We start from the raw sequence: 22462 nt of genomic DNA on the forward strand, positions 1-22462 counted from the left end.
CAGGGCGGGCCGGGGGGAACGGTTATGGACAAGCTGCAACGGCTTCGGGGCGGCCTCGTCGCCTCCTGCCAGCCGGTGGATGACGGGCCGATGGATCGCCCGGAGATCGTCGCGGCGATGGCGCAGGCCGCCGTCGCCGGCGGCGCGGTCGGCCTGCGGATCGAGGGGGTGGACAACCTTCGCGCCGTGCGCCCCACGGTGGACGTGCCGATCATCGGCATCGTCAAGACCGACCTGCCGGACAGCCCGGTGCGCATCACCGTCACGGTCGAGGATGCGCTCGCGCTGGCGGGGGCAGGGGCCGACATCATCGCCTATGACGCGACGCCCCGCCCGCGCCCCGGCGCGCGCGAGGATGTCCTGGCGGCGATCCTCGCCAGCGGATGCCTCGCCATGGCCGACTGCTCCACGATCGCCGACGGCGAGACGGCGCTGGCCGCTGGCGCCGCGATCCTCGGCACGACGCTGTCGGGCTACACCGCGGAGACGGCGACCGGCGACGACGGGCCGGACCTCGGGTTGATCCGCGCCTTCCGCGGTCTCGGCGGCTTCGTGATGGCGGAGGGACGGGTGAACACGCCCGATCTGGCCGCGGCGGCGATGGCCGCCGGGGCGGACGCCGTCACCGTCGGCAGCGCGCTGACGCGGCTCGAGATCGTCACGGGCTGGTTCGCCGAGGCCGTGCGGGGCAAGCGATGATCGAGGGGTTCGTCGTCGATCTCGGCGGCACCAAGACCGCCGCGGCCCGGGTGGTCGCCGACCGGATCGGGGACCGGCTCCAGGCCCCGACCGACGGGCAGGCGGGGTTGGAAGCCCAGCTCGATGCGATGGCCGCGCTGCTCGACCGGCTCGGCTACCGCGCCGGTCAACCCCTCGGCGTCGCGGTGGCCGGGCGCGTCGACGCGGCGGGGCGCTGGCACGCGGTCAACGCCGGCACCCTGGAGCGGATCGCGGGCGAGCCTCTGCTGGACCGCCTGCGCGCGCGCTTCGGCCCGGAGATCGCGCTCCGGAACGACGCCGCCGCCGCGGCGCTGGCCGAGGCGCGGCTCGGCGCCGGGCGCGGCGCCGAGCGGTTCGCCTATCTCACGGTCTCGACCGGCGTCGGCGGCGGCGTCGTACTGGACGGCCGCCTGCTGGCCAGCCGCGACGGACTCGCCGGTCACATCGGGTTCGTGTCGTCGTCGCTCGGCGATGATCCCTGCGGCTCGGGGCGCCACGGCACCGTGGAATCCGTCGCCGCCGGCCGGGCCATCGCCCGCGTCGCCGGAACGCCCGATGCGCGCGCGGCCTTCGCCGCGACCACGCCCCGGGCCGCCGCCGCCATAGATCGCTCGGCCCGGGCGATCGCCCGCCTCTGCGCGGATCTGCGGACGATCTTCGGGCTCGACCGGATCGCCATCGGCGGCAGCGTCGGCCTTGCGGAGGGCTATCTGCCGCGCGTGACCAACTATCTGGCCGAGGAGCCGGCGCTCTTCCGGGTCGAGCTCGTGCCGGCGGCCCTCGGTCAGGACAGCGCCCTCCTCGGGGCGCTCCTGCCGGACGGAGTTGAACGATGAAAGTCCTGATCTGCGAAAACCACGATGCCGCCGTCAGGCGCGCCGCCGGGTTGATCGCCGACCATGTCCGCGGGCGCGCCGACGCCGTCCTCGGACTCGCCACCGGCGGCACGATGCTGCCGCTCTACGAACGACTGGCGGCGCTTCATCGCGAGGGCCTGTCCTTCGCCGGGGTCACCACGTTCAACCTCGACGAATATGTCGGGCTCGCGCCCGACCATCCCGCGTCGTATCGCACCTACATGAACGACCTGCTGTTCCGGCACATCGACATCGACATCGCGCGCACGCACCTGCCGCGGGGCGACGCCGCCGACCCGACCGCCGAGGCCGTGCGCTACGAGGCGATGATCGCCGAGGCCGGGGGGCTGTCGCTGCAACTGCTGGGGGTCGGACGCAACGGCCATATCGGCTTTAACGAGCCGACCTCGTCGCTGGCCTCGCCGACCCGGATCAAGACCCTGACCGAGAGCACGCGGGCGGCCAACCGGCAATACTTCGGCCCGGACGAGACCCCGCCGGCCTATGCCATCACCATGGGCGTCGGCACCATCCTGGCGGCGCGCGAATGCCTGCTGCTGGCGACCGGCGCGACCAAGGCCGAGGCCGTGGCCGCGATGGTCGAGGGACCGGTCGCCGCCGTCTGCCCGGCCTCGGCGTTGCAGATGCACGCGCGCGCGACAGTGGTTCTCGACCGCGACGCCGCCGCCGGTCTGAAGCTGACGGACTACTATCAGAACGTTCACCCGGATGGCGAGGGAACCCCCTTTGACTGAGACGCTGATCCTGGCCGACCGGCTCTATGACGGCGTGCGGCCCGAACTCCAGCCCGACCGGGCCGTGGTCATCCGCGACGGAACGGTGGTCGCGCTCCGGCCCGCCACCGACGCCGACCGCGCGACGCCCGGCGCGATCCGCGCCGCGATCGCCGCCCCGGGGATGATCGACATCCAGATCAACGGCGCGGCCGACACCCAGTTCAACTTCGAGCCGACCGCGGCGGCGATCGCCCGCATCGCCCGAGGCGCGCGCCAGGGCGGCACCGCACACATCCTGCCCACCTTCATCACCGCCCACGGCCAAGCCTATCTGACGGCGCTGGCCGCCGCGCGCCAGGCCATCGAGGCGGGCGCGCCCGGGGTGATCGGGGTGCATCTGGAAGGCCCGTTCCTGTCGCCGGCGCGGCCCGGCATCCACGACCGCACCGCCATCCGCCCGCTCGCCGAGGCCGACGTCGCCGCGCTCGAACGGGAGGCCGCGAGCTTCCCGGGCGTGATCCTGCTGACGCTGGCGCCGGAGTGTCAGGAGCCCGAACGCCTTCGGCGGCTTTCCGACGCCGGGATCATCCTGTTCGCCGGCCACTCCGAGGCCAAGGCCGAGCATCTGGAGCGGATCAGCGGCGCCACGCACCTGTGGAACGCCATGCCCGGCCCGGCCAGCCGCGCCACCGGCATCGTGTCCGAAGTGCTCGGCGGCGACCGCCTGTTCGCCGGCCTGATCGCGGACGGCCACCACGTCAGGCCGCATGCGCTGCGCATGTCGGTTCGCGCCGCGGCCGACCGGTTGTGCCTGGTGACCGACGCCATGCTGACGCTGGCGGGGACCATTCAGAGCTTCGATCTCGACGGCAAGCTGATCAAGCTGGCCGACGGTCGCCTGACCGGCCAGGACGGGACGCTGGCCGGCGCCCATATCGCCATGGACGAATCCCTCCGCAACCTCGTCGATCTTGCCGGAATGGATCTGGTCGGCGCCTTGCGGATGGGATCGACGAACCCCGCGCGCGCCCTGCGCCTCGATCACGAACTCGGTCGGATCGCGCCCGGGACGCGGGCGTCGATCAGCCTCTTCGACGAGGCCCTGTCCACGCTCGCGGTGATTTCGGGGTAGCGTCGGCAAGACGCCGATCGCGCCCGCCGCTGCCGTCCGGGCGCGATGCGCGCGCCCGGACGCGAGACCGGCGCGACCTCCCGACGCACGGCCCGATCGGGAAGGCAGGCGTGACAGCCGCGCGGGATCCGTTTCGACCCGCGACTGGCTTCATGATCTCATGATGGGCAGCTCAGCGAGGCTGGTCTTCAGGCGCAGCATGTCCCAGGGCAGATGCTCGGTGATGGCAAGGCCGACCATGTCCGCCGCCGCGCCGACATCCTTCAGCAGGCGCACCGCCTGTTCGAGCCGCATCCGGCCCTGCTCGACCCCATCGAAGGCGCCCTCCGGCGCCCCCGGCCGGTTGAACAGCAACGGCGAAAAATGCGCCGGATCGAGGACGTCGAGGTCGAAATGAACCGCGACATGCGTGATCCCTTCGCTCTCGATCCAGTCGAGGACCGGCCGGCTGCTGTCGGCAATCGCGGCCGGCGGAATGTGGCGCAGGCCCAGCTCCTTCAGGATCGGGTCCTCGGCCTCGTTCCATCCCCGCATGCCGGCGATCATCACGCACCGGGCATCCAGCTTTTCGAGCACTTCCGCCGTGAAAGCCTCGTCGCCCCGGCCGAGCAGCATGGCCAGCACATGCGCATGGGCATGCGAGAACTCGGCCGCGCTCATCACGTCGGGATGAGCGTCGAGCCAGAGGGCGCCCAGCTTTTCGCCATACTTGCGGCTCAGGTAGGCGATCGGCGCCAGATCAACGAGGCAGTCGCCGCCAAGCGTCACGATCCGGTCGGGTTCGTGCCGCTCGATGGCTGCGCGCGCCGCCCTTGCCTGTGACAGCAGGGCCGCGCGCCACTTGATGCCGTGCTCGACCGGCGGCGTTCTGCCGTCCGGTTCGGGAACCGCCACGGTTTCCTCGGGCCCGTCATGCGGCGGGGCGAGCCAGCGCAAGAGTTCGGCGCCGAAGCGATAGGCGGGTTCATCGCCGCCCTGCCACTGCGGCATGTTCAGTCGGAGCGTCGTGGAGGTCATCGGAAAATCAGGCTCGTTCGAGGCGGGGAGGTATCGCAACGAGCCTAGGTCTCCGGCGAGGGAAATGTCCACTGGCCGCCGTGCGGCCGGATCCGGCCCGGACATTCGAAGCGGCCGCGCCGCGGCCGCCGTGATCGCCCCGGCAGCGGTCGCGCCGTCTACTGGACGATGAACTCGGCGTGCAGGGCGCCGGCGGCCTTGATCGACTTCAGGATGTCGATCATGTCGTTGGCCGACACGCCGAGGGCGTTGAGCCCGGAGACCACCTCGGGCAGCGAGACCGACGTCTCCACCAGCGCGAGCCCCGTGCCCGGCTCCTCGTCGATCGAGGCGTCGGTGCGCGGGATCACCACGGTTCGGCCATCGGCGAAGGGGTTCGGCTGGACCACGAGCGGCTCCTCCTCGACGCGGAGCGTGATCGAGCCCTGCGTCACCGCCACGCGGCTGATGCGGACGTCCTGCCCGAGGATGATCGTGCCCGAGCGCTGGTCGACCACCACGCGGGCGATGGTCGAGGTCTGCACCTCGACGTTCTCGATCTGCGCCATCAGGAGGGCGGGCCGGTCGATGCCGAAGCCGGCCAGATCGAGCCGCACGGTCCCGGCGTCGAGCATCCGCGCGATCTTCTCGCCGACGTTGCGGTTGATCGCCGCCTCGATGCGCGCCGCGGTGGTGAAGTCGGGGTTCCTGAGCGCCAGCCGAAGCTCGGCCGACTGGCTGAAATCGAACGCCACCTCGCGCTCGACCCGCCCGCCGGAGGGGATGAGGCCCGAGGTCGGCACGCCCTGGGTGACGCTCGCCGCCTCGCCCTCGGCGACGATGCCGCCGGCGATGATCGAGCCCTGCGCCACGGCGTAGATCTGGCCGTCGGCGGCGTTGAGCGGCGTCATCACCAGCGTCCCGCCCATCAGGCTGGAGGCGTCGCCGATCGCCGAGACAGTGACGTCGATCTGGCTCCCCGCCCGCGCGAAGGCGGGCAGCGTCGCCGTCACCAGCACGGCCGCCACGTTGCGGGCGCGGATCTGCTCGCCGGTGACGTTGACGCCCAGCCGCTCGAGGATGTTGATGATCGCGTCCTCGGTGAACGGCGAGTTGCGCAGCGAGTCGCCCGAATTGTTGAGCCCGACCACGAGCCCGTAGCCGAGCAGGTCGTTGCCGCGCACGCCGTCGATCTGGACGAGATCCTTGATCCGGACCGGCGCCGCCGCCGCCGGCCCGGCCAGCCCGCCGAACCAGAGGACGAGCATCGCCGCGAGAAGCGCCAGCAGACGGCCCATGATCACCGCATGAAGTTGGTGAAGCGCAGATCGGTCAGCCGCGACGTGACCGTGTAGATCGCCTCGAGCTGGACCTGGAGCTGCTGGTAGGTCGAGGCCGCCTCCAAGGGATCGGTGGCGACGATGCCGGCGCGGGCGAGCTTCAGCGCGTCGCGCTCCGACGTCCGTTCGGCCTGGGCGCGCTCGACGACGTTCTGCGACACGCCGACGCGGGCGCGCAGCGCGAGCACGTCCTCGCGCGCCTCGAGCATCCGCTGCCCCGACGCCGTGAGGAGCTCCATCTGCCCGTCCGGATCGCCGGCGAAGGCGCCGCCGGCGACGACGGCGGCCAGCGCGTGCGCCCGCAGCGTCGCGACGATCTCCGGGTCGTCGCCGCGCACGGCGTAGTCGAGCCGCGCGCCCTCGCCGATCTCGACAGGCGTGAGGCTGGCGGCCGAACCGACATAGCCCTGGGTGTGGAAGTCCCCGCCCGGCGCGAAATAGGCCTCGATCGCGGCCACGGCGTCCGCCGCCGTCGCGGCGCCCGCCGCCAGCGCGTCGAGATCGGCGGGCAGGTTCGTGGCGGAGGCGAGGGCAGGGCCGTCCGTCGCGGCGCCGGCGAACAGCGACTGTCCGGCGACGCGGGTGTTGAGCACGCTCACCGCGTCGACGATGGCGCGGCGCGCCGTCGCGGCGTGCAGTTTCCCGGCCGAGACGTCCGAGACCCCCGTCGCGGTCGCGAGGTCGACCGCAAGGCCTTCCACCGGCGCGAGCAGCCGGCCGAACCCCTCCTGCATGATGTCGAGCCGCATCTCGCTCAGCGAGGCGCTGTCGGCGAAGACCTGGTTGCGCGCCAGCGACCGCTCCAGCGCGAAGAGCCGCGTCAGGTTGCCACCCGTCGCCTCGAAACGGTCCTGCTTCTCGCCGCTCGTCATCTCCACCGAGGCGACGTCCATCGCCGAGCGCGTGGTGAAGGCGTTCCTTTGCAGCATCTGGAGCCGGGCGAGGTCGGAGGCGTTGCCGAGTTTCATGGCGTCACTCCAGCAGCAGCTTCAGGAGATCGTCGATGGTGGCGAGCACGCGGGCGTTCGCCGCATAGGCCTGTTCGATCAGGATCAGGTTCTGAAGTTCCCGGTCGGTGTCGACGCCGACGGCGTTGGCCTCGCTGTCCGAGAGGGTGGTCTGCCGCGCGGCGGCGTAGGCCTGCGCGCCCTCTGCCGTCGCCGAGCGCCCGGCGAAGAACGAGGCGATCTCGGAGGCCATCGTCGCCGCGTCGTTGGCGGCGTTCTGGGTCGTCCAGCCGCCCGGGGCCCGCGCCGTCGACATCGCGTCGGCGAGGCCCTGAAGATACGCCCCGAACCCTTCGGCGCCCGGCGTCGCGGCGGAAAGTCCGTCGCGCAGCCGCCAGGCCGCGCCGCCCTGGGTCGGGTCCACCGCGGCGTTGATCGCGAGCCGTCCCGCGAGCCCGACGGCAGGCCCCGAGGTCGGGTCCACGAAGAGACCCTCGCCGCCCGCGTCGAGCGACCCCGCGGCGGCGAGGCTCCGGAAGCGGTCGATCAGCTCGGCCGCGTAACGGTCCATCTCCGCGTCGACCCCCGGCACGAGCGTGTCGCGGATCTCGAAGAGCGCCCCGAGCGAGCCGCCGTCGAACGTCCCCGATCCGGTCCCGGCCGCAACGGCGGTCAGGCCCGCCGCGCCCTGGTCCTGCATCAGCCCGCCGAGCGGCGCGCCGGGCGTCATCTCCGGCGTGATGACGTTCGGCCCTTGCTGGAACGACAGCCCCCAGACCCGCCCGTCGAGCAGCGCGCCGCCGTTGGCCGAGTAGAGCGCCACCTGTCCGTTGTCGCGGTTGACGACCCGAACGGGGATGATCGAGGAGATCCCGTCGATGATCCGGTCCCGCTCGTCCTGAAGGGCCGAGACGTCCTCGCCCTTCAACCCGAGCGTCACGATCTTGCCGTTGACGTCCTCCACCGCATGAAGGGCGTCGTTCACCCTGTTGACCTGCCGCGCAATTTCGGCGTCGGCTTCGGTCCGCAGGCTCTGGTTCTCCCGCGCGACCGCGTTCACCGCCTCGGCGAGCTGGCGCGCCGCGGTCACGGCGTCGGTCAGTTGCGTCAGCGACTGCGGCGAGGCGACCGCCGCCATCAGCTTCGCCTCGAGCTCGGAGGCCCGCGTGGCGAGCGCCCCGGTCTCCCCGGGCTCGCCGAGGGCGTCCACGATCCGCAGCCAGGCGCCGGACGTCGTGCCCGCCGCGCCCGCCGAGGCGTCCATCGCGCGGCGTTCGGCGGTGAGGAAGGCGTTCTCGGTGCGGTAGGAGCCCGTCACCCGCACGCCGGAGCCATAGCCCCCGAGCGCCAGCGACGAGAGCTCCGTCACCCGCCGCCCGAAACCCGGCGTCATGGCGTTGGCCACGTTGTTCGACACCGTGTCGGCAAGCCGCGAGGCGCCGACGAGCCCCGTATAGGCATTGTTCAGCGCATTCGAGATGCCCATCGCTCGCTCCCCCGCCTACGTCTCAACGCTTGAGGTTGGTGGTTTCCTGCAACATCTCGTCGACGGTCTGGATGATCTTCGCGTTCGACGAATAGGCCCGCTGCGTGGTGATGAGCTGCGTCAGCTCCTGGGCGATGTCGGTGGTCGACTGCTCGCGGGCGAAGCCCTGTATCGCCCCGGTCGGCCCGTCGCCCGCGTCCCACAGGAACATCGAGCCCGACATGTCCGAGAGCCCGAAAGTCTGGTTGTCGAGCACGCGCAGGCCGTTGAAGTTCGGCACGTCCACGACCGGCACCTGGTAGACCACCCGGGTGAAGCCGGACGAGTAGCTCGCCCGCATCAGCCCGTTCTCGTCGATGGTGACGCCGGTGAACGTCCCCGCCGGCGAGCCGTCCTTGGTCACGCCCACCGGCGAGAACGTCGAGGAAAGCTGGCTGAGGTGCTGGTTGGCCCCGCCGCCCGGCGCGCCGAGCTGGATGGCGATCGGCTGGGCGCCGAGGTCGAGCGCGAGATCCCCCGTCGCCGCGTTGTAGGCCGAGGTCAGCGGCGCGGTCGGCGCGACGGTCTGGGTGACGCTGGCGATCGCGCCGGCCGTGGGCGGCGTGTCGGAGAAGACGATCTGGTAGGTTCCCCCCGAGAGGCCGCTCGCCTGGTCGGTGATCGTCATCGTCCAGGTGTTCGACTGCCCCGTCGCCGGGACGACCGGCGTGAAGGACATGGCGAGCGTCTGGGAGGCGCCGAGGTTGTCGAAATACTCGACGTTGACCGGCAGCGCGGTCCCCGCGCTCCCCGCCTGCGTCTCGGTCGCCGGCAGGTTGGCGTTGAGCGTGATCGTCGAGGTCGGTTGCGCCGCGAACGACGAGCGGTTGATCTGGATCGGCGCGAGGCCCGCGGCGCTGTCGCGCGGCTGGGGGGGAATGTTGCCGTTCAGGTCCGCGGGCCAGCCCATCAGCACCAGCCCCGAGGGGCTGCGCAGGTAGCCGTCGGCGTCGGCCTCGAACGAGCCCGTCGAGGTCAGGAAGAAGTCCGGGTCGCTCGGGGCCGCGCCGATGTTCGTCATCGACGAGAGCGTGGTGACGGGCAGCATCCCCCGTCCGGTGATGGCGATGTCGGTGGCGTTCGCGGTCGAGGCCAGCGCGCCCTTGGCGTCGATGTCCCAGATGGCGTTGGTCCTGACGCCGCCCGCGGTGAACCAGCGCCCGCCGCCGGCGGTGTAGGGCGTGCGCGAGTCGCTGACCGCCATCGAGGCGAAGTCCACGTCGGCGCGCTTGTAGCCGTAGGTCTGCGAGTTCGCGATGTTGTCGGAGATGGTGGCGAGCTTGTTCGCGTTCGCGTTGAGGCCGGAGACGCCGGCGTTCATCGACGAAGAGATGCCCATGCTCTGTCCTTCCGGATGGGGGCGGTCGCGAGGGGAGCGGCCGGTCGGCGGCGACATTGCGCAACGGGGGCTTAAGATCCCGTCAACGCAATGGATCGCGAGGGTCCGCCGCCGGCGGCGTCATTGTCTTGCGCCAACGGCCCGCGCGCCTGACGCGTGCCGAAGCCCTCCCGAATCCCTAAAAAGTGGCAAGGCAGATTCCAGCCCGGTTCCAGCCGCGTTCCAGCCAGATAAAACCACGCCTTTTCAGCCCCTTGCCTCTCCCCGCCCCAGCCATCGGCTTTTGCGCGTTTCACCCCGAACCGCGGGTCGCGGACCGCATCCCGTCGGCGTGCGCGGGGCAGGCCCGGCCCGAAGCCGGGAATTCCGCCGGCGCCTCGCACGAATCGTGCGCATGGACCGCACCCGGCCGATCCCCTATGACGACGCCGAGCACGGATCGGAGCGCGGAATGGCGGGACACGGCGAGGCGCAGCCCATGCGGGCCACGGCGGGCGGGCCGCTTCGCGGCGTGGCCGAGATCCCCGGCGACAAGTCGGTCTCGCACCGGGCGCTGATCCTCGGCGCGCTCTCGGTCGGCGAGACGGCGATCACCGGCCTTCTCGAGGGGCAGGACGTCCTCGACACCGGCCGTGCGATGGCCGCCTTCGGCGCGAGCGTGGAGCGCGACGGCCCCGGCGCCTGGCGGGTGCAGGGCGTCGGCGTCGGCGGATTTCGCGAGCCTCAGGACGTGATCGACTGCGGCAACTCCGGCACCGGCGTGCGCCTGATCATGGGCGCGGCGGCGACCACGGACCTGACGGCGACCTTCACCGGGGACGAGAGCCTGCGCTCGCGGCCGATGGGCCGGGTGACCGATCCGCTGGCGCTTTTCGGGGCCGAGGCGCGCGGCCGGCGCGGCGGGCGGCTCCCCATCACGCTGACCGGCGCGGCGGAGCCGGTCCCGGTGCGCTATGCGACGCCGGTCGCCTCGGCGCAGGTGAAGTCGGCGGTGCTGCTCGCCGGGCTCAACGCCCCCGGCGAGACGGTAGTGATCGAGAAGGAGCCGACGCGGGACCATACCGAGCGGATGCTGGCGGGCTTCGGGGCCGAGGTGGGCGTCGAGACGACGGCGGAGGGGCGCGTGGTGACGCTCGTCGGCCAGCCCGAGCTCAGGCCGCAGCGGATCGCGGTGCCGCGCGACCCGAGTTCTGCGGCGTTCCCGGTGGCGGCGGCGCTGCTCGCGCCCGGCTCGGAGGTGCGGGTTCCGGGCATCGGGCTCAACCCGACGCGGGCGGGGCTCTATCAGACGCTGGTCGAGATGGGCGCGGCGATCGAGTTCGTCGACCGGCGCGAGGAGGGCGGCGAGCCGGTCGCCGACCTCGTGGTGCGGCACGGGCCGCTCGCGGGGATCGAGGTGCCCCCCGAGCGCGCCGCGTCGATGATCGACGAGTATCCGATCCTCGCCGCACTGGCCGCGACGGCCGAGGGCAGGACGGTGATGCGCGGCGTGAAGGAGCTGCGCGTCAAGGAGAGCGACCGGATCGACGCCATGGCGCGCGGCCTCGAGGCCTGCGGCGTCACCGTGGAGGAGGGGCCCGACTGGTTTATCGTCCACGGCCGCGGGGCCGACGGAGTCCCGGGCGGCGCGACCGTGGCGAGCCGGCTAGATCATCGGATCGCCATGTCGTTCCTGTGCCTCGGGCTCGCGTCGCGAAGTCCGGTCACGGTCGACGACGCCGGGCCGATCACCACCAGCTTTCCATCCTTCGTGCCGCTGATGCGGGCGCTCGGGGCGGACCTGGCAGGGTAGCAAGATACCGGGGAGGGAGATGACCGGAACGGAGAGCTGGGGGGTCGGATCGCGCACCTTGCACGCGGCGGCGCCGACCGGAGCGGCGCCCGCCGACGGGCGGGGGGCGCCGCTGGCGGGGAGGACCCCGGAAAGCACCGTGGCCGAGACTCAAGGCCGACTGCTGTTCTTCACCAGCTCGCCCATGGGGCGGATGGCCCGCGTGCTGATCCGCGAATGGGCGCTGCCGATCGACGAGGAGGCGGTTCCGTTCTTTGCGCCCGATCCTGTGACCGCGCTCAATCCGCTCGGGCAGGTTCCGGTCCTCGTGGAACGGGGCGAACCGCTCTTTCCGACGCTCCTCGTGCTGGAACGGCTCTGGGTCATGGCCGGCGAACCCGCGCAGGCCTACGCGCCGGCCCGGGAGCGGCAGGCGCTCGCCACCGTCCTCGTCGCCGGCGACGCGCTCGTCGCCGCCCTCTACCAGCGCTGGTCCGGGCTGGAGCGGACGCTGCCGAACAACATCGGCTTCGACCCCGGCCAGCGCAACCTGGCGCGACTGCTCGCGACGCTCGACTGGCTGGAGCAGGGGCGGCTGCGCGACGGCCTGACGATCACCGGCGTCGCCGTGGCCTGCTGCATGCTCTGGTCCGACGCGCGGGGCGGGCCGGCCTGGTGGGGACGGCCGCGGCTCGAGGCGCTGGTGGCCGAACTCTCCGAGCGCGAGAGCTTCCGGAGCACGGCCCCGAAGCGCTGGCGTCCCGGCGAGAGCGAGCAGATGTGAAACAGACGTGACGCCGGGCTGGACGGAGGCCGGGCCGCGATCTACCGATTGGCGACCGACTCCAGCCGAGGCTGACATGGCCAAGCCACCCGCCTGCCGCGAGACCGCCCGATGAGGTTCACCGTCGCGATCGACGGGCTGGCCGCGGCCGGCAAGGGAACGATCGCCCGGGCGGTGGCGCGGGAGTTCGGCTTCGCCCATCTCGACACCGGCCTGCTCTATCGCGCGGTGGGTCTCCAGGCGCTGGAGGACGGCCGCGGCGTGATCGACCCGATGTGGGCGGCGGAGCTGGCGCGGCGGCTGACGCCGGCGGCGCTGGCGCGCGAGACATTGCGGAGCGTGCGGGCGGGTCAGGCGGCGTCCAGGGTCGCGGCGCTGCCCGAGGTCCGAAACGCGCTGCTGGCCTTCCAGCGCAACTTCGCCCGGCGCGACGGCGGCGCGGTGCTCGACGGGCGCGACATCGGCACGGTGATCTGCCCGGAGGCCGAGGCCAAGCTCTTCGTCGTGGCGAGCGACGAGACGCGGGCGGCGCGACGCGCGGCCGAGCTGGCCGCGGCCGACGTGGCGGCGGTGCTGGCGGATCTCAAGGCGCGGGACGCGCGCGACAGCTCGCGCGACATCGCGCCGCTCAGGGCCGCGGAAGACGCGCTCTTGCTCGACACGACGGAACTCACTATAGACGCGGCCGTCGCCGAGGCGGTCGCCTTCGTGAAAAGTCGCTTCGACCCCGACGGGGACTGATCCGCCGGGGCCGTCCGGCATTTCACGACGACACCGCCCGCAGGCGTCGCCAAAAGACCGGCGGAGCCAACCGCCTGGCCGGAAATCCGACGAACCAGGAGAACTTTATGCCAGCTACGGCAACCATGGAAGACTTCGAGGCTCTGCTCAACGAGAGCTACGAGCTGGAGACCCCCGACGAGGGCACCGTCGTCAAGGGCACGGTCCTCGCCATCGAGGCGGGCCAGGCCATCATCGACATCGGCTACAAGATGGAAGGCCGCGTCGATCTGAAGGAATTCACCCCTCCCGGCAAGTCGCCCGAGATCAAGGTCGGCGACGTCGTGGAGGTCTATCTCGATCGCGTCGAGAACGCCCGCGGCGAGGCCGTGCTCAGCCGCGAGAAGGCCCGCCGCGAGGAAGCGTGGGACCGCCTGGAGAAGGCCTACGCCAAGGAGGAGCGCGTCGAGGGCGCGATCTTCGGCCGGGTCAAGGGCGGCTTCACCGTCGATCTCGGCGGCGCCGTGGCCTTCCTGCCGGGCAGCCAGGTCGACGTGCGCCCGGTGCGCGACGCCGGGCCGCTGATGCACATGCCGCAGCCCTTCCAGATCCTGAAGATGGATCGCCGCCGCGGCAACATCGTCGTCTCGCGCCGCGCCGTGCTCGAGGAGAGCCGGGCCGAGCAGCGCGCCGAGATCGTGGCGCGGCTGGCCGAGGGCGACGTCATCGACGGCGTGGTCAAGAACATCACCGAGTACGGCGCCTTCGTCGACCTCGGCGGCGTCGACGGCCTGCTGCACGTCACCGACATGGCCTGGCGGCGCGTCAACCACCCGAGCGAGATCCTCGGGATCGGCGAGACCGTCAAGGTCCAGGTCATCAAGATCAACAAGGAGACGCAGCGCATCAGCCTCGGCATGAAGCAGCTGCAGGCGGACCCGTGGGACACCGTCGAGGCGAAGTTCGCGATCGGGTCCAAGCACCTCGGCCGCGTCACCAACATCACCGACTACGGCGCCTTCGTGGAGCTGGAGCCGGGGATCGAGGGCCTCGTGCACGTCTCCGAGATGTCCTGGACCAAGAAGAACGTCCATCCGGGCAAGATCGTCTCCACCTCCCAGGAGGTCGAGGTCATCGTGCTCGAGATCGACGGGCAGAAGCGGCGCGTGTCGCTGGGCCTGAAGCAGACCCAGGGCAACCCGTGGGAGAACTTCGCCCGGACCCACCCGAACGGCACGCAGGTCGAGGGCGAGGTGAAGAACATCACCGAGTTCGGCCTGTTCGTCGGCCTCGACGGCGACATCGACGGCATGGTCCACCTCAGCGACATCGACTGGAACCGTCCGGGCGAGCAGGCCATCCAGGATTTCCGCAAGGGCGACGTCGTCACGGCGGTGGTCACCGACGTCGACGTGGAGAAGGAGCGCATCTCGCTCTCGATCAAGGCGGTCGGCGGCGATCCCTTCGCCGAGGCGATCGGTGGCGTGAAGCGGGGCGACATCGTCACCGTGACTGTCACCTCGATCGAGGACGGCGGGATCGAGGTCGAGTACGACGGGATGAAGTCGTTCATCCGCCGCTCGGACCTGTCGCGCGACCGTTCGGAACAACGCCCGGAGCGGTTCACCAGGGGCGACCACGTCGACGCGCGGGTGACCAACATCGACACGAAGACGCGCAAGCTCGGCCTGTCGATCAAGGCGCGCGAGATCGCCGAGGAGAAGGAGGCGGTGGAGCAGTACGGCTCGTCCGACAGCGGCGCCTCGCTCGGCGACATCCTCGGCGCGGCGCTCCGCCGCGGCCAGGACAAGAACGAGAAGGACGACGCCTGAGCGGATGGACGCGCTCGAACGCGACTTCTACGAGGAGCGGCGCCGCAAGTGGCGCCGCTCCGCGTTCTGGCGGGGGTTTCTCGTCGCGGCGGCGCTCGCCGTCGTCGTGGGACTGTTCGCCTCGGGCGACGGAGATTCCTTCACGGAGCACGTCGCCCGCTTCGACGTCTCCGGCGTCATTTCCGACGATGCGAAGCGTGGCGTCCTTCTGAGCGAGCTGGCGAAGGACGAGAAGGTGCGCGCGCTGATCCTGCGCATCAACTCGCCGGGGGGCACGACAGCGGGGGCCGAGGCGCTGTTCGCGAGCCTGCGCGCGGTCGCCGCGCAGAAGCCTGTCGTGGCGGTGATGAGCGAGGTGGCCGCTTCCGGCGGCTATGTCGCGGCGCTCGCCGCCGACCACCTGATCGCGCGGGGCAACACCCTGACCGGCTCGATCGGCGTCATCCTGGAGTATCCCGACCTCACCGGCGTGATGGCGCGGCTCGGCGTCGGGCTCGAGACCGTGCGTTCCTCGCCGCTCAAGGCGGAGCCGTCGCCCTTCCGCCCGACCAGCCCGGCCGCGCGCGCCATCGACGAGGCGCTGGTCGCCGACAGCTACGGCTGGTTCCGGGGCCTCGTCGGCGAGCGGCGCGGGCTCGACGGGGCGGCGCTCGACCGGGTGGCCAACGGGCAGGTCTTCACCGGCCGGCTCGCGCTGGACGCGGGGCTCGTCGACGAACTCGGCGGCGAGACGGAGGCGGTCGCCTGGCTCGAATCGCGCGAGCCCGCGCTCGCGGACCTTCCGGTCCGCGACTGGGAGGTGGAAAGCGATAGGGGCCTGATCGGCTCGATCCTCGGCTTCTCGACCCCAAGCGGCGGAATTCTCGGGGAAATATCGCGCCTGACCGGCCCCAAGCTCTATTCCATCGGGCCCTGATTCCTGCCACTATGCGTCCGGGACGGTCCGGGAGCGCAGGCGGGTGGCAGAATGATCAAGTCCGAGCTCATCCAGAAGATCGCCGAGGAGAATCCCCACCTGTTCCAGCGCGACGTCGAGCGGATCGTGGCGACGGTCTTCGAGGAGATCATCGAGGCGATGGCCGCCGGGCACCGGGTGGAGCTGCGCGGCTTCGGGGCCTTCTCGGTCAAGAAGCGCGACGGGCGCACCGGGCGCAACCCGCGCACCGGCGACAGCGTCGAGGTCGAGGAGAAGTACGTGCCCTTCTTCAAGACCGGCAAACTCTTGCGCGACCGGCTGAACCAGGGCTAGGACGGCCGGGTCGCCCAGCGGAGGCCCCATGCGGACCATCAAGCTCATCCTTCTCGTCGTGATCCTGGCGGTGATCGTGATTCTCGCGCTCGCCAACCGTGGCCCGGTGACGCTGAACCTGCTGCCCGCGGGCATGTCGAGCATCGCCGACCGCTCGATCGAGCTGCCGCTCTACGTCGTGGGCGTGGTCTCGGTGCTGGTGGGGATGGTTCTCGGCTACATCCTCGAATGGCTGCGCGAGCACAAGCATCGCCGTCTCGCCTCGGCGAAGAGTCGCGAGGCGGCGTCGCTCAACCGCGAGGTCGGCCGGCTCCGCAAGGAAGCGAGCAAGGGCGAGGACGAGATCCTGGCGCTCCTGCGCAACTGAAGGCGCCGTCATGCAAGTGAAGATCTGCGGGCTGCGGAGCCGGGGCGACCTCGCCGCGGCCGCGGAGGCCGGCGCGACCTGGGGCGGGCTGGTGTTCTACCCGCCGTCGCCGCGGCACGTCTCGCTCGCCGACGCGCGCTGGATCGCCGCGGGCCGGCCCGAGGGGCTGCAACTCGTGGCGCTGACGGTCGACGCGACCGACGCCGAGATCGAGGCGATCCTGGAGGCGCTGCCGGTCGACATGCTCCAGCTCCACGGCGCGGAGAGCCCGGAACGGGTGGCGGAGGTGCGCGCGCGGTTCGGCCTGCCGGTGATGAAGGCGGTCGGCGTGGCGGAGGAGGGCGACCTCGACGGGCTCGCGGCCTACGCCGAGGTGGTCGACATGGTCCTGGTCGACGCCCGCCCGCCCGAGGGCGCGGAGCTTCCCGGCGGCAACGGGGTGGCCTTCGACTGGCGGCTGATCCGCGACATGGAATGGCCCGCCCCCTGGGTGCTGGCGGGCGGGCTGACGCCCGAGAACGTCGCCGATGCGATCCGCCTGACCGGCGCGGAGCGGGTGGACGTCTCCTCCGGCGTGGAGAAGGCGCGCGGCATCAAGGACCGGGCGCGGATGGAGGCCTTCGTGCGGGCCGCGCTCGCGGCCGGCGAGGGCGCCTGAGCGCGCCGGCGCGGGCGACGCGAAAGGTGCGCGGGGCGGTCGACGGCGGCCGGGCCGCGCGCTAAGGAGGGCGCGATCCGAGGAGCCCGACCCGTGACCATCACAGAGCCCAATTCCTTCCGCACCGGCCCGGACGAGCGCGGCCGCTTCGGCGATTTCGGCGGCCGCTTCGTCTCCGAGACGCTGATGCCGCTGATCCTCGACCTCGAGGCGGAATACGAGAAGGCGAAGACCGACGCCGCCTTCCAGGCCGAGATGGACGACCTCTGGACGCACTATGTCGGCCGGCCGTCGCCGCTCTATTTCGCGCCGCGGCTGACCGAGCGGCTCGGCGGCGCGAAGGTCTACTTCAAGCGCGACGAGCTGAACCACACCGGCGCCCACAAGATCAACAACGTCCTGGGCCAGATCCTGCTCGCCCGGCGCATGGGCAAGACCCGGATCATCGCCGAGACCGGCGCCGGGCAGCACGGGGTGGCGACGGCGACGGTCTGCGCGAAGTTCGGGCTGGAGTGCATCGTCTTCATGGGCGCGACCGACGTGGAGCGCCAGAAGCCGAACGTGTTCCGGATGCGGCTCCTCGGCGCCGAGGTCCGCCCGGTGACGGCGGGGCGCGGCACGCTCAAGGACGCGATGAACGAGGCGCTGCGCGACTGGGTGACCAACGTGCGCGACACGTTCTACTGCATCGGCACGGTGGCGGGGCCGCATCCCTATCCGGCGATGGTGCGCGACTTCCAGTCGATCATCGGCAGGGAGACGCGCGAGCAGATGCTGGCGCAGGAGGGTCGGCTGCCGGACGTTCTCGTCGCCTGCATCGGCGGCGGCTCGAACGCCATGGGGCTGTTCCACCCCTTCCTCGACGACAAGGGCGTGCGGATCGTCGGCGTCGAGGCCGGCGGGCACGGCGTCGACGAGCGGATGGAGCACGCGGCGAGCCTGACGGGCGGGCGGCCGGGCGTTCTGCACGGCAACCGGACCTATCTGTTGCAGGACGCGGACGGGCAGATCATCGAGGGCCATTCGATCTCGGCCGGGCTCGACTATCCGGGGATCGGTCCCGAGCACTCCTGGCTGCATGACATGGGGCGGGTCGAGTACGTGAGCGTCACCGACGCCGAGGCGCTCGAGGCGTTCAAGCTCTCCTGCGAGACCGAGGGCATCATCCCGGCGCTCGAACCCGCGCACGCGCTCGCGCATGTCGCCAAGCTCGCGCCGACGCTCTCGCCCGAGACGCTTCTGGTGATGAACATGTGCGGCCGGGGCGACAAGGACATCTTTACCGTCGCCGAGGCGCTCGGCTCGGCGATCTGAGGCGTCGCGCCGGTTGACCGGTTGATCGCCGATATCCCCGCCGATTTCGACCGTTGGCGAAATCGGCACGCGACTGCCCTTCCGGGGGCCGGCGCGTTCCGCGCCAGCCAGGGCAGCCGTGCGCCGATGGGAGGTCCGGAGATATGGGATGGCCCCTCGGCCCGCGCTTGCGGCGCGTGCCGACCGGATCGCGCGGCGCGCCACCGGCGCCCCGCAAGATGCGATCCGGGGAGAAATCGGATGGGCGCAGCCGGGGCTGCGCGGAGCTGGCCATGCCGATGGCATGGTTTGTCTTCGCGGACATCGGCCGCTCCGGCGGTCGCGCCCCGCTTCGGAAGTGCGGGACCGTGGCCGCGGGGCGTGCTGGAAATCGCCGGGGCGCACAACTAGGATGCGCTCGCGTCCTCGTGGAGTTCCCGTGCTCGGCTATGTCGCCAATCGCCTTGCGTCGCTCGTCGCGAGCCTCGTCGTCGCAAGCGTCGTGGTGTTCGCGGCCATCGAGGTCGTGCCGGGAGATCCGGCGTCCTACATGCTCGGCATGAACGCGACGCCGGAGGCGGTGGCGGCGCTCAGGGCCGAGCTCGGGCTCGACGCCGGCCCGCTCGCCCGCTACCTCGGCTGGGTCGGGGGAATGCTGACGGGGGATTTCGGGGTCTCCTACACCTATCGGACGCCGGTCTCGGGGATGGTGGCCGACCGGTTGCAGGTGTCGCTGCCGCTCGCGCTCTATGCGCTGGCGCTGTCCACGGCTATCGCGTTCCCGGTCGGCATCTGGGCGGCGGCGCGGCGCGGGACGGCGGTAGACGCCGGGGTGATGGGCGCGACGCAGCTCGGCGTGGCGGTGCCGAACTTCTGGTTCGCCATGCTGCTGGTGCTGGTCTTCGCGGTCAACCTGCGCTGGTTCTCCGCAGGCGGCTTCCCCGGATGGAACGCGGGGGTCTGGCCGGCGCTGAAGGCGCTGACGCTGCCGGCGATCGCGCTGGCGCTGCCGCAGGCCTCGATCCTCGCGCGGGTGATGCGCTCGTCGCTCCTCGACACGCTGGGCGAGGACTTCGTGCGGACGGCGCGGGCCAAGGGGCTGACGCGGGGGCAGGCGTTGCGGCGGCACGCGCTGCGCAATGCGCTGATCCCGGTGCTGACCATCATCGGGTTGCAGTTCTCGTTCCTGCTCGCGGGGGCGATCATCATCGAGAACGTGTTCTTCCTGCCCGGCCTCGGGCGGCTGGTGTTCCAGGCGATCTCTGCGCGCGATCTCGTGGTGGTCGAGAGCGTCGTGATGCTCTTGGTCTTTGCGGTGATCGTCGTGAACTTCGCCGTCGACCTCGCCTATGCCGCCGTCGATCCGCGGCTGCGGAGGCGGGTCTGATGCGCAGTCTCTGGATCGGCGGGGCGCTGGCGGGCGCGTTCGCGCTGGCCGCGCTCGTGTCCTTCGTCTGGACCCCTTGGGATCCGGCGGCGATCGACATCGCGGCAAAGCTCCGGCCGCCCTCGGCGACGCACTGGCTCGGGGCCGACCATTTCGGGCGCGACGTGTTCTCGATGATGATGGTGGGCGCCCGGGTGTCGATCGCCGTGGCGCTCGTCGCCGTCGGGATCGGCATGGGCCTCGGCGTGCCGCTCGGCCTCGCGGCGGCTGCGGCGCGGGGGTCGTTGCTCGACGAGGCGATCATGCGCGGCAATGACCTCGTATTCGCCTTTCCCGCGCTGCTGATCGCCATCATGATCACCGCGGTCTTCGGGCCGTCGGCGGTGAATGCGATCATCGCCATCGGCATCTTCAACGTGCCGGTGTTCGCCCGGCTGGCGCGGGGCGGGGCGCTGGCGCTGTGGCAGCGCGAGTTCGTCCTCGCAGCGCGCGTCGCCGGCAAGGGCCGGGCGCGCATCTCGGTCGAGCACGTGCTGCCCAACCTCGCGAGCCTGCTGATCGTGCAGGGCACCATCCAGTTCTCGCTCGGCGTGCTGGCGGAGGCAGGGCTCTCCTATGTCGGGCTCGGCGCCCAGCCGCCGACGCCGTCCTGGGGGCGGATGCTGGCCGAGAGCCAGACGATGATCTCGTTCGCGCCCTGGCTCGCGATCTTTCCCGGCCTCGCGATCGTGCTGACCGTGCTGGGGCTGAACCTCATGGGCGACGGCCTGCGCGATCTGCTCGACCCGCGCGTGCGGCGGGCGCGCGCATGAACCTGCTCGCGGTCGAGGATCTGTCGGTCGAGATCGGCGGCGCGCCGGTCCTGCGGCGCGTCTCGCTGGCTCTCGAACCGGGCGAGACGCTCGGCGTGATCGGCGAGTCGGGGTCGGGCAAGTCGATGACGGCGCTGGCGATCATGGGCCTGCTGCCGCGGTCGGCGCGGGCGAGCGGACGGGCGCTGCTCGGGGAGGTGGACCTGCTGGCGCGCACCGAGGCGGAGATGTGCGCGATCCGCGGCCGCGACGTGGGCATGATCTTCCAGGAGCCGATGACGGCGCTCAACCCCTTGCAGACGATCGGCGACCAGGTGGCGGAGACGGTCCGCGTGCATCGCCGGGCCAGCCGGGCCGAGGCGCAGGGCGTGGCGCGGCTGACGCTGGAGCGGGTGGGTTTGCCGCAGGCGCGCTTCCCGCTCGACCGCTTTCCGCACGAGCTCAGCGGCGGGCAGCGCCAGCGGGTGGGGATCGCCATGGCGATCGCGCTGCGGCCGCGGCTGCTGATCGCCGACGAGCCGACGACGGCGCTCGACGTGACGACGCAGGCGGCGATTCTCGACCTGCTCCGCCGGCTGGTCGCCGAGGACGGCATGGGACTGATGCTGATCACCCACGACCTCGCCGTCGTCGCCGAGACCGCCTCCCGGGTGGCGGTGATGACGGCCGGCGAGGTGGTGGAGAGGGGCGCGACCCGCGAGGTGCTGCGGGCGCCGCGGCATCCCTACACGCGCACGCTGCTCGCCGCGGCGGCGGATCGGCCGATGCGCCTGCCGCGGATCGCCCGGACACCGCTCCTGAAGGTCGAGGGGGTGACGCGGGACTATCCCGGCGCGCGGCGGGGCCTCTTCGGGCGTGAGACGCCGACGCGGGCGGTGCGCAACGTCAGCTTCACGCTCCATGCCGGCGAGAGCCTCGGCCTCGTCGGCGAGAGCGGCTGCGGCAAGTCGACGCTGACCCGCGCCGTGCTCGGGCTGGACGCCCTCCAGGGCGGCAGGATCGTGCTCGACGGCGAGGAGATCCGCGCCGGCGAGGCGATGGCGCGCGAGCTTCGCGCCCGGATTCAGGCGGTGTTCCAGGATCCCTACGGCAGCTTCGACCCGCGCTGGCGGGTGGGCCGGCTGGTGGCCGAGCCGTTTCACGTCGTCGACGACGCGCCGGGCGGCGAGGCCCGGACGCAGGCGGTCGCTGCGGCGCTGGAGGCTGTCGGGCTCGCCGCGTCGGACGCGGGCAGGTTCATCCACGAGTTCTCGGGCGGCCAGCGCCAGCGCATCGCCATCGCCCGCGCGCTGATCATCCGGCCGAAGCTGATCGTGCTCGACGAGGCGGTCTCGGCGCTCGACGTACGGGTGCGCGCCCAGATCCTCGATCTTCTGGACGGCCTGTCGACGCGCTACGGGCTGAGCTACCTTTTCATCTCGCACGACCTGCACGTGGTCCGCGCCGTGACCGACCGGGTGCTGGTGATGCGCGCCGGCGAGATCGTCGAGGCGGGTCCGACCGAACGCGTGTTCTCCCGCCCCACGCATCCCTACACGCGCGAGCTTCTCGCCGCGACGCCGGTCCTGGAGATGGCGGGGTAAGGACCCGACGGCGCCGTGGCCGGGGTGGGGGGCCGGCCCCGTGCGGGACCGGCCCGGAGTTTTCAGGTCAGTTCAGCATCCCGTCGCCGTCGAGGTCGGCGGCGCCGAAATCGGCAAGGATCTGCGTATCGTACTCCACGCGGGAGACGAAGCCATCGTGGTCGGCGTCCATCTCCTGGAACAGCACGACCGGAATCGCCTGCGCCTCGGTCTCGGACAGCTGGTGGTCAACGTCGCCGTCGAGCAGGATGAAGACGTTGGACCCCATCACCCGGTACTCGGTGACGCTGACCTTGCCGTCGCTGTCGAGATCGACGACCGCGAGGTGGTCGGTGGACATCGCCGGCGAGGCGGCATGGGCGGCGCCGGCGCCGAGGGCGACGAGCGCGGCGAACGCGATCAGGCGGGTCATG

Annotated in this window: 22 protein-coding genes; 16 read left to right on the forward strand and 6 right to left on the reverse strand. The window is 71.7% G+C overall.

From position 1 onward, the window contains the following. Positions 1 to 24: 24 nt before the first annotated feature. The 4 genes from KBA23_RS03870 to nagA are packed head-to-tail and all read left to right on the forward strand — an operon-like array spanning position 25 to position 3446. Positions 25 to 699: a putative N-acetylmannosamine-6-phosphate 2-epimerase gene (locus KBA23_RS03870; protein WP_290737059.1), complete on the forward strand. Its 675-nt coding sequence runs from the start codon at positions 25 to 27 to the stop codon at positions 697 to 699. After that, positions 696 to 1556 (forward strand): ROK family protein, encoded by an 861-nt coding sequence (locus tag KBA23_RS03875; RefSeq protein WP_290737060.1) that lies wholly within the window; start codon positions 696 to 698, stop codon positions 1554 to 1556. Before KBA23_RS03870 ends, KBA23_RS03875 begins: the two co-directional genes overlap by 4 nt. Next, entirely contained in the window at positions 1553 to 2332 is a 780-nt protein-coding gene (nagB, locus tag KBA23_RS03880; RefSeq protein WP_290737061.1) for a glucosamine-6-phosphate deaminase, read from the forward strand. Before KBA23_RS03875 ends, nagB begins: the two co-directional genes overlap by 4 nt. Next, positions 2325 to 3446, forward strand: coding sequence for an N-acetylglucosamine-6-phosphate deacetylase (gene nagA, locus KBA23_RS03885; RefSeq protein ID WP_290737062.1), 1122 nt, complete (start codon positions 2325 to 2327; stop codon positions 3444 to 3446). Before nagB ends, nagA begins: the two co-directional genes overlap by 8 nt. Before the next feature lie 150 nt (positions 3447 to 3596). On the opposite strand, the gene KBA23_RS03890 is transcribed toward nagA, so the two are convergent. From KBA23_RS03890 to KBA23_RS03910, 5 genes are all read right to left on the reverse strand, one after another. Then, on the reverse strand, positions 3597 to 4463 hold the full coding sequence (locus tag KBA23_RS03890; RefSeq protein WP_290737063.1) for an arginase family protein: 867 nt from the start codon (positions 4461 to 4463) through the stop codon (positions 3597 to 3599). A 158-nt stretch (positions 4464 to 4621) separates the two neighbouring features. After that, complete coding sequence (locus tag KBA23_RS03895) at positions 4622 to 5710, reverse strand: flagellar basal body P-ring protein FlgI (RefSeq protein WP_290737090.1); 1089 nt, start codon at positions 5708 to 5710, stop codon at positions 4622 to 4624. 32 nt (positions 5711 to 5742) lie between these two features. Continuing rightward, positions 5743 to 6750 (reverse strand): flagellin, encoded by a 1008-nt coding sequence (locus tag KBA23_RS03900; protein ID WP_290737064.1) that lies wholly within the window; start codon positions 6748 to 6750, stop codon positions 5743 to 5745. Positions 6751 to 6754: 4 nt separating this feature from the next. Further along, the gene (gene flgK, locus KBA23_RS03905) at positions 6755 to 8215 is read right to left on the reverse strand and encodes a flagellar hook-associated protein FlgK (protein ID WP_290737065.1); all 1461 of its coding nucleotides are present in this window, start codon (positions 8213 to 8215) and stop codon (positions 6755 to 6757) included. 22 nt (positions 8216 to 8237) lie between these two features. After that, complete coding sequence (locus KBA23_RS03910) at positions 8238 to 9593, reverse strand: flagellar hook protein FlgE (RefSeq protein WP_290737066.1); 1356 nt, start codon at positions 9591 to 9593, stop codon at positions 8238 to 8240. A gap of 451 nt (positions 9594 to 10044) precedes the next feature. Here KBA23_RS03910 and aroA point away from each other — a divergent pair, with 451 nt between their 5' ends. From aroA to KBA23_RS03970, 12 genes are all read left to right on the forward strand, one after another. Beyond that, positions 10045 to 11385, forward strand: coding sequence for a 3-phosphoshikimate 1-carboxyvinyltransferase (gene aroA, locus KBA23_RS03915; protein WP_290737091.1), 1341 nt, complete (start codon positions 10045 to 10047; stop codon positions 11383 to 11385). 139 nt (positions 11386 to 11524) lie between these two features. Further along, positions 11525 to 12148 (forward strand): glutathione S-transferase family protein, encoded by a 624-nt coding sequence (locus KBA23_RS03920; protein WP_290737067.1) that lies wholly within the window; start codon positions 11525 to 11527, stop codon positions 12146 to 12148. A gap of 111 nt (positions 12149 to 12259) precedes the next feature. After that, positions 12260 to 12889: a (d)CMP kinase gene (gene cmk / locus KBA23_RS03925; protein ID WP_290737068.1), complete on the forward strand. Its 630-nt coding sequence runs from the start codon at positions 12260 to 12262 to the stop codon at positions 12887 to 12889. 74 nt (positions 12890 to 12963) lie between these two features. Further along, a complete protein-coding gene (gene rpsA, locus KBA23_RS03930; protein ID WP_290737092.1) occupies positions 12964 to 14700 on the forward strand; it encodes a 30S ribosomal protein S1 in 1737 nt (578 codons plus the stop codon). A gap of 4 nt (positions 14701 to 14704) precedes the next feature. Then, positions 14705 to 15616 carry a signal peptide peptidase SppA gene (gene sppA, locus KBA23_RS03935; protein WP_290737069.1) on the forward strand — a complete coding sequence of 304 codons (912 nt, stop codon included), beginning with the start codon at positions 14705 to 14707 and terminating at the stop codon, positions 15614 to 15616. Positions 15617 to 15667: 51 nt separating this feature from the next. Continuing rightward, positions 15668 to 15949: an integration host factor subunit beta gene (ihfB, locus tag KBA23_RS03940; protein WP_290737070.1), complete on the forward strand. Its 282-nt coding sequence runs from the start codon at positions 15668 to 15670 to the stop codon at positions 15947 to 15949. A gap of 28 nt (positions 15950 to 15977) precedes the next feature. Then, positions 15978 to 16316, forward strand: coding sequence for a lipopolysaccharide assembly protein LapA domain-containing protein (locus KBA23_RS03945; RefSeq protein ID WP_290737071.1), 339 nt, complete (start codon positions 15978 to 15980; stop codon positions 16314 to 16316). A gap of 10 nt (positions 16317 to 16326) precedes the next feature. Then, positions 16327 to 16974 (forward strand): phosphoribosylanthranilate isomerase, encoded by a 648-nt coding sequence (locus tag KBA23_RS03950; RefSeq protein WP_290737072.1) that lies wholly within the window; start codon positions 16327 to 16329, stop codon positions 16972 to 16974. Between the two features lie 93 nt (positions 16975 to 17067). Continuing rightward, positions 17068 to 18288: a tryptophan synthase subunit beta gene (gene trpB / locus KBA23_RS03955; protein WP_290737073.1), complete on the forward strand. Its 1221-nt coding sequence runs from the start codon at positions 17068 to 17070 to the stop codon at positions 18286 to 18288. Positions 18289 to 18706: 418 nt separating this feature from the next. Continuing rightward, positions 18707 to 19654, forward strand: a complete 948-nt coding sequence (locus KBA23_RS03960; protein ID WP_290737074.1) for an ABC transporter permease — start codon at positions 18707 to 18709, stop codon at positions 19652 to 19654. Beyond that, positions 19651 to 20466 carry an ABC transporter permease gene (locus KBA23_RS03965; protein ID WP_290737093.1) on the forward strand — a complete coding sequence of 272 codons (816 nt, stop codon included), beginning with the start codon at positions 19651 to 19653 and terminating at the stop codon, positions 20464 to 20466. The genes KBA23_RS03960 and KBA23_RS03965 overlap by 4 nt, the downstream gene beginning before the upstream one ends. Beyond that, positions 20463 to 22049, forward strand: coding sequence for an ABC transporter ATP-binding protein (locus tag KBA23_RS03970; RefSeq protein ID WP_290737075.1), 1587 nt, complete (start codon positions 20463 to 20465; stop codon positions 22047 to 22049). The genes KBA23_RS03965 and KBA23_RS03970 overlap by 4 nt, the downstream gene beginning before the upstream one ends. 67 nt (positions 22050 to 22116) lie before the next feature. Here the strand turns inward: KBA23_RS03970 and KBA23_RS03975 are convergent, their stop codons facing one another. Further along, a complete protein-coding gene (locus tag KBA23_RS03975) occupies positions 22117 to 22461 on the reverse strand; it encodes a hypothetical protein (RefSeq protein ID WP_290737076.1) in 345 nt (114 codons plus the stop codon). Position 22462: the final 1 nt, after the last annotated feature.

The organism is Amaricoccus sp. (assembly GCF_017995835.1).
Taxonomy (GTDB): Bacteria; Pseudomonadota; Alphaproteobacteria; order Rhodobacterales; family Rhodobacteraceae; genus Amaricoccus.